Source organism: Psychromonas sp. B3M02 (assembly GCF_003318165.1).
Classification (GTDB): domain Bacteria; phylum Pseudomonadota; class Gammaproteobacteria; order Enterobacterales; family Psychromonadaceae; genus Psychromonas.
This window is the reverse complement of the sequence record NZ_QOCB01000080.1, coordinates 68,811-79,482: the sequence shown is the minus strand read 5'-3', so window position 1 is coordinate 79,482 and position 10,672 is coordinate 68,811. Positions and strand designations below refer to the sequence as shown.

Genomic DNA, 10,672 nt, shown 5'->3' with positions numbered 1-10,672 from the left:
AGAATTAACCAAAAGATGTTGATTAGCGTGATGGGTATAACATGGCTAGCATAAATGCATGCGAATAAGCATGTCAGCAGGAGTGTATTAACTCACTATAACAACTAAAACTTTGCATTTACAAACTAGAGTTGTATACAAAAATGCATTGTGAGATTACTTGTTATAAGCGATTTTATATTAGTTATTCGTGTCTTTGATTAACTTATCTAAATCCTTTGCTGGGATTGGTTTACTAAAATAGAAACCTTGGAAGATGGATAAACCAAGTTGCTTTAATAATTCAAACTGAGGCTTCTCTTCCACTCCTTCAGAGACCACTTGCATATCAAAATTATCGGCTAGACTGATAATCGACTTGACCATCATTAAGGCTTTTTTATCATAATTAATATCTTGCATAAACGAGCGATCAATCTTTATTTCATCTATCGGTAAATCACGCAAATAGCTTAAAGATGAAAACCCAGTTCCAAAGTCATCAAGTGAAACGGAGATGCCAATACCTTTAAGTTTATATAACTTAGCGGTCGCGGTTTTTAAATCTTTAATAAAAATAGATTCTGTCACTTCAACAATCAATTTACTCGCATCAATTTGATAACTATTTACCACATCAATAATCTTTTCTGCGAAATCTTTTTGCCAGATCTGTTTAGCGCTTAAATTTACAGCAAGTGTAAAATGCGCTGTTTCAGGAGATGTTTGCCATTTTTTCAGTTGTTCACAAGCTTGCTCAAGTACTTGCATGCCAATAGGAATAATTAAATTACTCTCTTCAGCCATAGCAATAAAATCATAGGGTGCTAATAAACCTAAACTAGGGTGCTGCCAACGTACTAAGGCTTCTGCACCAATGATTTGGCATGTATTAGAGTATTTAGGTTGTAGGTGGATGCAGAAGTCAAGGGCCTCAATAGAATCGCGCATACTTTTTTGTAATTCACCGCTATGGTTTAAATCATTTTCAGTTGCAGGGTCAAGGATGACTGCTTCATTACCACCGTTGCCTTTTGCTCTATATAGCGCCATGTCAGCTAATTGTAGAATTTTATTTTCTTGCACATCGCCAGATTTAAAAATGACACCGCCTAAACTTGCAGTCACTTCATATTCAATTTTAATGTCTTGTAAATCACTGGTTAAAGAGACCGCTTCAGATAACAAATTAATTACTTGATTAGCATAGGTTGTTGTGTGGGCTGTCGCTGCTGATAACTGTTTATCAACCAGAGGTAGGATCACTACAAATTCATCGCCACCAAATCGCGAAATTAACTCTTCACCTTGTTTATGGCTCAATAATTTTTGTGCGATGATAGTTAATAATTTATCGCCCATGTGATGGCCATAACTATCATTGAGCAACTTAAATCGATCAAGGTCTAAGAACAGCAAGGCGCTATAAACGTCCTCTTCTTGGCTTTTTTTCAGTGTATTAGATAGGTCTATTTCAAACTGAAAACGATTGTTAAGCCCTGTTAATTGGTCATGATAAGCTAATTCATTGATTTTTTGTTTGTTATACATTTCTTGGGTGATATCCATCGCTAACCCGACTACTAATGTTGGGTTATTTTGAGCATCACGTTCAGCAATTCTCCCTCGGTCCCACACCCAGATTACCACCCCATCAGGTCGTCTTAAACGATATTTAATATTCAATGTCACATCATCGTCTAGCATCGCTTCAATGGCATCAAATACAATCGCCTTATCTTCTTCAAAAATACAATTTGCGTACTCATCAAAAGAGCCTTCACCTGCACAAACACCAGTCATCAACTCCCATCGTTCATTATAACTAACATGGCCGGATTGTGGGTTCCATTCCCATAACCCTTCCTCTGAAACACTTAATACATTCTGTAAGCGAGCTTTGTTTTTCTCAGACTCTGCTTGTAATTCGATTATTTCAGTAATATCTTTAGAGATAACAAATAGTCGCAATTGCTTGTCTGCATTATAGAAAGGGATCTTAATAGAGTAAAAATGATGTGTTTTATTGTCTTTAACATCAACAAAAACATCAAAGGTTTCTTCAGTTTTAAATGTATTTAACACAGATTTTGTATTTTTTAACATGGCTTCAGACTGCGCTAAATTACCAGTGAAATCATAATCTGTTTTTCCAACTAACTCTGCTTCCGTTGTGTTATACCATTCAATAACACACTTGTTACCATAAATAAAGCGCTCTTCTTGATCCTTAATTACGACAAAATCTGTAATGTTTTGGAGAATATGATTAGTAATATAGAGTTGTTTTTTGTAAGTAATAGTTGCGATGCTTAATAGACTCGCAGTTATCACTAAGAAAAGGAGCAAAGCACTGAGTAAACTACCAAATTGAAGTGGCAGTAAAAAATGAGTTAACCAAATAAAAACCGATGCCAGACAAGCTATCGCATACACGTAGATGTACTTTTTTGTAGAGATTAATTCTACAACATTAGCCATATCCAATTCCCCATAGATAAAAGATCTTATTTTCACATATTAATCATTAAAAATTAAAAAAATACTAATAATTAGCTTTTAAAGTGAAAATATTGATATGTAATCAATAATTTAAACCTTTACTTATAAAATTAGTTTAATAATTTAAAAATAGCTAACTATAGGTGGAAATTCTAAAACAACTACACAACATTCAGCTAAAAACTCTCATTACTGATAAACAAGAGTTTTGTATTAACTTTGAAATTTTTAAGTCCCGTTTTAACCTAAAGTAGTGTCCAACAACATCATTAAAGCAAAGCCAATCATCAAGCCTATAGTGGCGACAGTTTTATTGCCATTGCTATGGGTTTCTGGGATCACCTCATTGGAAACAACAAACAACATTGCCGCCCCCGCTAACCCCAAACCAATCGGATAAGCAATCATGAAGCCACCCGCTAGACTCACACCGAGTATTGAACCAAGTGGCTCTAACAACCCTGTTGCTGCTGCAATCAACACTGAAAAGACAGTGCTAAACCCGGTCGCCCGCAATGTGAGTGCAACGGCTAAACCTTCCGGAATATCTTGCAATGCAATCGCAGTAGTTAAAGGTACTCCTACAGATAAATCACCTTGCGCATAACCGACCCCAATCGCCATCCCTTCGGGAAAATTATGTAATGCGATGGCGAACACAAATAACCATGCTCGACTACAGGCTTCATGGCCTGCACCACAAGGCCCTGAATCCATATGTTCATGGGGCACAAATTCGTCTAAGCCCATCATCAACGCAACACCAATAACCATGCCAAATAACACAACCATAGAGCCTAAAAAAGAGCTACCTGTAAAATCTATTGCAGCTTCAATACCAGGCAATAACAGTGAAAATGCAGAAGCGGCTAACATCATTCCGGCCGCAAAGCCAAGCATCGCATCTGATAATTTACGCGGGATCTCTTTAATAAACAGCGCAGGTAACGTACCAGCGGCAGTAGCCAAAAAACCAGCTGTGCCACCTAACAGGGCATATTTTAAATAAGCCTGCTCGCCTAAATGAATGGAATGTAGAATCAATAAAGTGATTAATATAACAGAGGCAAGTAATGCGATAATAAGATAAGGATGGTGCTTACAGTGCTGTTTAAAAGCCACTAACCAGCTTTCTGGTGCAGTTATTTCCATAGTAAATCCTCTTGGTGCCATTCAATTGCAATACACAGAGTTAATATGACGCTCCCTTATTAACGCATACTATGAGATAAATTAACAATTTAAGTGTGTTTTGTTTTTTTACGCAGTGTCTATTTATTAAAATACAACTGAAAATAACATGTTACTAGCATTGCTTTATGTAACTTTAAATCGAGACTTTATAACAATGAAGCGTTAGCCTTGTTACATTAAAAAATTTAAAGCTAAAGGAGCATAGGTTGGTTTTTTATTAATAGGAAAGCGACTTAAGTTGGTTAAGTTGTTTTCCTGAAAGCCATGAAATAACATTTTCTAATACATCTTCAAAGGCTTTTCAAATGATTGCTAACCTTTTACTTAATGTACCACTCAGGCTCTTTTAACAAATTTAGCCGTTACCATCATTTCGCCAACACCATCTACTTTACAGTCAAGTTGGTGATCTTTACCTTCAATTATTCGCTTAATAATGGCTTTAGTCCCTACCTTAATCACTTGAGAACTGCCTTTTACTTTAAGGTCTTTAACCATGGTGACCTTATCCCCTTCATTAAGCGATGTACCATTAAAATCTTTAATTTTTAAACTCGCTTCTTCAGCAAGTATTTCAGATGGGTTCCACTCATAGGCACATTCAGGACAGATCAACTGATTTTGATCTTGATATACAAATTGTGAGTGACATTTTGGACAAGGAGGATTCGACATATATTTCTCATTTAATTAAATTTTAACGCATATTATAAACATAAGTTATCACTCTGTAGAAAGCTAATAACGCTTCCTGCTAGCAACAATCAATCATTCCGCAACAGCCAAAACAAAAAGTGAATTTACCCCACTTAAAATCTTAAATACTGCGCTATATCAAAACGAGCGCCTGACACGCACAGTATATTGATAGCATCAAGTTACTCCTAAGTTAAGGGTATTTATGACACCAGTTATCGCTCAAACTATTACTCAAATTATGTTGCCCGTCGTATTGGGATTAGTGATGTTAGGGATGGGGTTGAACTTAAAAATAAAAGACTTTAAAGCTGTTTTAAACACACCTAGGGTCGCTATTATTGGTTTTTTACTACAACTGTGTTTACTACCTATATTGGCACTGCTTATCATTAAAGCCTTTTCGCTTGATCAAGCCGCAGCGGCTGGTTTGTTTTTATTGGCATTATGCCCAGGTGGGGCAACATCAAACTTATTCTCTTTTATTGCAAAGGGTAACCTTGCCTTAAGCGTTTGCTTAACCAGTATAGTCAGTATGTTATCGCCGCTTATTTTACCCTTAGCTTTTATTGGCTTCATTCATTACACAGGTAACGCAGATAGCAAACTTTTCAATTTACCACTATTGCCTGCAATCAAACAGCTCACTGTAGTGACCTTGCTACCTACCGTTATTGGCATGTGTATAGGTTATTTTGCTGATCAGTGGTCACAGTCTGTTATTCCTTTAATTAAAAAGATTTCAACAATTTCCATGTTAATGATCATTAGCGCCCTTGTTCTGGCCAATCTAAGTATTATTCCTGCAATGTTTTCGTTACAAGGTGTCGCAGTAATGGCCTTATGTAGTTTGGCATTAATCATTGCCTATTTTATTACTGGAAAACTGAATGTTAATGATACTGATAGAAAAACCATTGCCATAGAAGTGGGTGTTCAAAATGCAGGTACAGCAATGATGATTGCCTTTACTATTATGCATCAACCTGCATTAACGACGATCCCATTAATGTATGGGTTATTAATGAATATACCCGCATTCCTGTTTGTGTATTGGTTGTTAAATAAAGGCAAGCGCCAAATAGCTATTTCGGGAAACGCAGTTCCTAGAGGGTTAGAGAGGAAAAATCTAATATAAGAAAATAAAACAAGGCTAGCCCTTATTAAAATAAGAGACTAGCCATAATATTAATGAACTTATTTAGAGCTTATTAACGGCATTGGTCTTTTCTGGTGATATTTTGTTTCAACCGTCAAATGACCAAGTAATTTAGCAATAGGCTCGGGGGTTTGAAAATAAAAGCCCTGAGCGAGATCGCAACCATTATCCCTAACAAACTCCAGTTGCTCTTGGGTTTCAATCCCCTCTGCCACACTTTTCAGCTGTAATGCTTTAGCAATTGATATCGCAGCTTTTACTACCTCTTCCGCAGTTCCTATTCCACCTATTTTTGAGATAAAGCAACGATCAATTTTTAGTTGGTCAAAAGGATTGTTAATAAGGTAACCCAAATTCGAATAGCCAGTCCCAAAATCATCCATGGAAAATAATACATTCAATTTTTTATATCGCGCTAAATGCTTTTGGTTTTGTTCATTAGATAAAATAACTTTTCTTTCGGTTATTTCGAGCGTAATCGCATTGTCTTTGATATTGAATTGTTGCAGATACTTTTTAAAGGTAAAGAAGAGTTCGTCGCTTTCCAAATCTTTTAATGAATAGTTAATCGCGACTTTGCAATCATAATCATTAGATTTACTTATTTCATGGATTGTTCTCATCACATTTAAAGTGATGTATTTAGTAATCTCAGTAATAAGCTCAGATTCCTCTGCCAATGGAATAAACTTATTCGGCATGATTAAACCAAGTTTAGGGTGGTTCCAACGGATCAATGCTTCTAAATGCGAAAGGGTCATTGTTTTCACATCGACAATGGGTTGATAGTAGATCTCAAATTCATCGTTATTCAACGCATCTCTGATTGAACTTTCCATGGTTGCTTTTTCAAAAGCATCCGATGAAAGCTCTTGTGAGATATAACGATAAATATTACGCCCATGCTCCTTTGCATCATACATAGCAATATCAGCTTGGCGTATTAGTTCATCGCCAGAAAGGCCATCATTAGGATAAATACTAATGCCAATACTGGCACCGACTTTTATCTTATGCTCTTCAATAATCATCTCTTTTTGAATCGACTCAAGCAAGTTAGTAGCAATTTTAGAGGCATCAAGTGCTGAATCTAAATCTTGAGCAATCACAATAAACTCATCACCGCCGACTCTTGCAACGGTATCTTCAGAACGTAACACCTTGGTAAAACGATTAGCGACTTCTATTAATACCCCATCCCCCACCTTATGTCCCAGGCCATCATTAATAATTTTAAAACGGTCTAAATCAATAAAGAAAACCGCAATGTGCTTCTTAGAACGGCGCGCTTCCTGTAACGCATGTTCTACTCGGTCTGATAATAAAGTTCGGTTAGGTAAACCAGTTAACGAATCGTGATTCGCAAGGTACTGTATTTTATCCTGAGATTGTTTAATCAGAGAGATATCCGTTAACACCACCACATATTGGATAATGTTACTCTCATCATCTCGGACAGCGCTTATATTAAGGTAAACAGGGAAAACGTCCGTATTTTTAGCCTTGCAAATAATCTCTCCCGACCAAATACCGCTCTGTTTATAAGCACGTTCCAAATCATTGTAAAACTCTTCACTATGCATCTCAGAGCGAAGTATTGATAAAGATTCACCTTTAATATCATCAATGGAATAACCCGTTAAATTTTCAAAGGCAGGATTAACATTAATGACATTTGTTTCTTGGTCAGTAATAACAATGCTTTCTTGTGTGGTATTAAATACGGTTTTTGCTTGGATACTATCTAAAGACAAGCGTTTTTGTGTATTGATATCTTCAATAACAGAGATGAAATACTTAGGTTGACCCTGATCTCGAATAATCGAAACAGAAAGCATAGCCCAGAATAACTCGCCATCTTTTTTATAATAACGTTTTTCTACTTTATAGGAGTCACTTTTCCCATCTAGCAGCTCCTGAAAGTAGACTAAATCATTCTCTAAATCATCGCTACAAGTGATATCTTGGAAGGTTAAATTCATTAACTCTTCTTCACTATACCCCAACATCGTTGAAATCGTTTTATTGACCGAAATCCACTCACCTTTAAGTCCAACATGTGCAATACCAATATTTGCATAATCAAATGTGGCCTTAAATTTTTGCTGGCTTAATAATAACTCTTGGCGCGCATAGGTTTCTTTTGAGATATCCGATGCAAATGACCAAATCTGTGAATTGCCCTTTTCATCTCGACTTAAATAATCTTCAGTTCGAAGAATGGTATCCATACCATTTTCCGATTTAATATGAATGTTGTAGGGACCAAATTTACCACTTTCAGTGAGTTCTTTTTCTCGATTTGAAAAATCAATGTCCATCTGTACAGGGGCTAAGTTTAACCACTGCTTCGCCAATAATTGCTCTCTGGGTAACCGACAAAAATCTTGCATTGCCGTATTCGTTTTGAGAATAATACCTTCCAGATTAGTAATCACCACTCCGTCGTTAATATTATCTAATACAGATTCATATCGATCATTTAACGCACCATAGCTTTCTTTTATATTGGTATTCTCTAGATACATCTCTTTTAGTTCAGCATAAGCCGTGTGCAACTCTTCATTGGTTGACTGCAACTCTTCATTACTGGTTTCCATCTCTTCATTAGTTGCTTGAAGCTCTTCATTGGCACTTTGTAACTCTTCATTGGTTGATTGAAGCTCTTCATTAGAGGTTTCAAGTTCTTCTATAAGCGTTTGCATATGCTCTTTAGTACGTTGCAATTCAAACTCTAACTCCTGAGAAGATGAAGGCAAAGGCTCGCTTTCAGTTTGATTCAAGAATGGAAAGTCATCACCAGAGATACTTTGAAAATAATAAATATAGGTTTGATTGCGACCATTCAATACTGGAACGAGATACACTTTGATAAATCGAGTTGTGCCATTTTTATGTGGTAAAGGAATATAACTACTAACAGCAACCGTTGCACCTTGCTTAAGGTCACTAAATAACTTCCTCAAATCCATTGCTAAACGTGAATCAACAATTTTATAAATATTATAGGAGACATACCCTTCTGGTATCGTGAAAAAATCCAAATCGCCTTTTTTATAAATGACATCAAGTTGCTCATTAGTAACAATCATATTTGGCATCAATAGCTTGGTTGCTTCGGCTATAATTGTATCTTGTATTGGCCTGTTTACTTGTTTTGTAGTGGCATTATCTAATTCAGGCTGAGTGTAGACAGGAGGCTTAACTGTGATTGCAGGATAATTTTTTTTGTGTGAAGCCACACTTTTAAATATTTTATTAGTTTTATCAACAGGTGCAAAAGAGTCTTCAAAGTTAGTGGCATTCTCGGATTTCCCAAGAAAAAGTAACCCGTTACTTTTTAATGCATAATGGAAAGCAGGCATGATCCAGTTTTGTGCATCAAGGTTAAAGTAAATTAATAAGTTACGACAAACGATAAGATCTACATCTTTAAACGGAGGGTCAGATAAAAGATTATGATAAGAAAACACTATATTTTGTCGTAGTGCTTTTGTGGCTTCAAATTCATTATTTGAAATGGTGAAGTAATCTTTAATATAAGTATCAGACACCTTAGTGATTGATGCTTGACTGAAAACACCTCGACGAGCAATTTTTAAGGCATCTTCATCTATATCTGTTGCAAAAATTCTCAGGTCTAGAGATTGCTGCCGTTCATTTAATAATTCATTTAATATAATGGCAACAGAATAGGCTTCTTCTCCTGTGGATGCTCCCGGCATCCAAATCCGCAACTCTTTTAAGTCAGGGGTTTGCTCTAAGTAAGTATTCAAATGATTTTCAAGCGACTCGTAGGCTTCATTATCTCGAAAAAAGCTTGTCACTCCGATTAAAATATCTTTAAAAAGTAACTCAACTTCCTTGGGCGAGCTTGAAATTAATTTAACGTATTCATTTAATGTAGTGACTTTTAATGCCACCATTCTGCGTTCAATACGTCGCCCAATGGTTGCTTTTTTATAAACGGAAAAATCAACATTTTTTGCTTTATGTAATAGCTCAAAAATGACCGATATATAATCATTTTCAGGCGTCACTTGATGTCTTTTTAATACATTTTGTCGAGGGAAGTTAGCTAATGAAACCAGCTCTTTCCCTATCTTTTCAGGCTCAATTAAAATATCAACGATTGAACCGTTGATTGAAGCCATTGGCATACCATCGTATTTTGCAGTACTAGGCTCTTGAACAATGGTAATCCCTCCTTCGGCGTTAATCGCACGCATACCTTGCGAACCATCTGAGCCAGTGCCCGATAAAATGATGCCAACCGACTTTTCTTTTTTATATTTAGCGATGGATATAAGCAACTGATTCACAGATGGTTTTGGCAAGAACGAATGTTTTTCGGGAGCGGATAAAATGAGTTGGTTTGCTGCGTTTATCTCAACATTTGTATTGGGCGGTGTAATATAAATAACGTCACTTTCAAGCTCTTCACCACTTTCCACCTCCTTAATACGCAAGTTACTTTCTCTAGTGAGTAACTCAACCAGCATAGTATTATGCTTAGGGCTAAGGTGTTGCGCGACAATATAAGCACAGTTATTACTTTCAGGTAATCCCCTAATCAGTGAAGTTAACGCCTCTAATCCACCCGCGCTCGAGCCGATGCCTACCACCATTGAACCATTCGTTTCTGAAATTAGTTTTTCTTTTGGAAGTACTGCATACTTTTCTCGTTCTGATAGCATTTTTTGTTCATCGATTAATGCTTGATAATCGCCACCTGTTAACACATTATTGATAACTCGACCTAGTGTTTCTGTATCTGTAGGTCGACTCACGAAACCATTAATTTTATCTTTAACCGAATCTAATAAGAAATCTTCTTGAATATAAGCACTGAATATAATGATGGGTGTGTTTGTATTGGCTTTGCGTATTTCGTGAATTAATTCAACACCACTCATTTTCGGTAATTCGATTTCAGTGATCACTAATTGTGGATTATGGTGTTTAAACTTTGCTATCCCCTCTAACCCATCATCAGCCTCAATAACCTTTGCAAAATTTTCATGAAGAAAATCTGAATATACTTTACGAGTATTAGCTGCATTTCTAATATAAAGTATGGTTGCATCGTATTTCATTTAATCACCTTGATAGAGGCCAAATATATATTTAGCTAAATTTAAA

At 36.2% G+C, this 10,672-nt stretch carries 5 protein-coding genes; 1 reads left to right on the top strand and 4 read right to left on the bottom strand.

Annotated elements, in window-relative coordinates; translation table 11 throughout:
• Positions 1 to 180: 180 nt before the first annotated feature.
• From DS885_RS09095 to DS885_RS09085, 3 genes are all read right to left on the bottom strand, one after another.
• The gene (locus tag DS885_RS09095) at positions 181 to 2,460 is read right to left on the bottom strand and encodes an EAL domain-containing protein (RefSeq protein WP_113819122.1); all 2,280 of its coding nucleotides are present in this window, start codon (positions 2,458 to 2,460) and stop codon (positions 181 to 183) included.
• Between the two features lie 261 nt (positions 2,461 to 2,721).
• On the bottom strand, positions 2,722 to 3,633 hold the full coding sequence (locus tag DS885_RS09090; protein WP_113819121.1) for a ZIP family metal transporter: 912 nt from the start codon (positions 3,631 to 3,633) through the stop codon (positions 2,722 to 2,724).
• 378 nt (positions 3,634 to 4,011) lie between these two features.
• Positions 4,012 to 4,350 carry a zinc ribbon domain-containing protein YjdM gene (locus DS885_RS09085; protein ID WP_113819120.1) on the bottom strand — a complete coding sequence of 113 codons (339 nt, stop codon included), beginning with the start codon at positions 4,348 to 4,350 and terminating at the stop codon, positions 4,012 to 4,014.
• Positions 4,351 to 4,576: 226 nt separating this feature from the next.
• Here DS885_RS09085 and DS885_RS09080 point away from each other — a divergent pair, with 226 nt between their 5' ends.
• Positions 4,577 to 5,509, top strand: coding sequence for a bile acid:sodium symporter family protein (locus DS885_RS09080; protein WP_113819119.1), 933 nt, complete (start codon positions 4,577 to 4,579; stop codon positions 5,507 to 5,509).
• A 59-nt stretch (positions 5,510 to 5,568) separates the two neighbouring features.
• Here DS885_RS09080 and DS885_RS09075 read toward each other — a convergent pair whose 3' ends face one another.
• Positions 5,569 to 10,626, bottom strand: a complete 5,058-nt coding sequence (locus DS885_RS09075) for an EAL domain-containing protein (protein ID WP_113819118.1) — start codon at positions 10,624 to 10,626, stop codon at positions 5,569 to 5,571.
• Between the last annotated feature and the right edge of the window lie 46 nt (positions 10,627 to 10,672).

Bases quoted from the DNA above. Each gene is read 5' to 3' on its own strand.
- DS885_RS09095 (WP_113819122.1), bottom strand. From the start codon at position 2,460: ATGGCTAATGTTGTAGAATTAATCTCTACAAAAAAGTACATCTACGTG.
- DS885_RS09080 (WP_113819119.1), top strand. From the start codon at position 4,577: ATGACACCAGTTATCGCTCAAACTATTACTCAAATTATGTTGCCCGTC.
- DS885_RS09075 (WP_113819118.1), bottom strand. From the start codon at position 10,626: ATGAAATACGATGCAACCATACTTTATATTAGAAATGCAGCTAATACT.
- DS885_RS09085 (WP_113819120.1), bottom strand. From the start codon at position 4,350: ATGTCGAATCCTCCTTGTCCAAAATGTCACTCACAATTTGTATATCAA.
- DS885_RS09090 (WP_113819121.1), bottom strand. From the start codon at position 3,633: ATGGAAATAACTGCACCAGAAAGCTGGTTAGTGGCTTTTAAACAGCAC.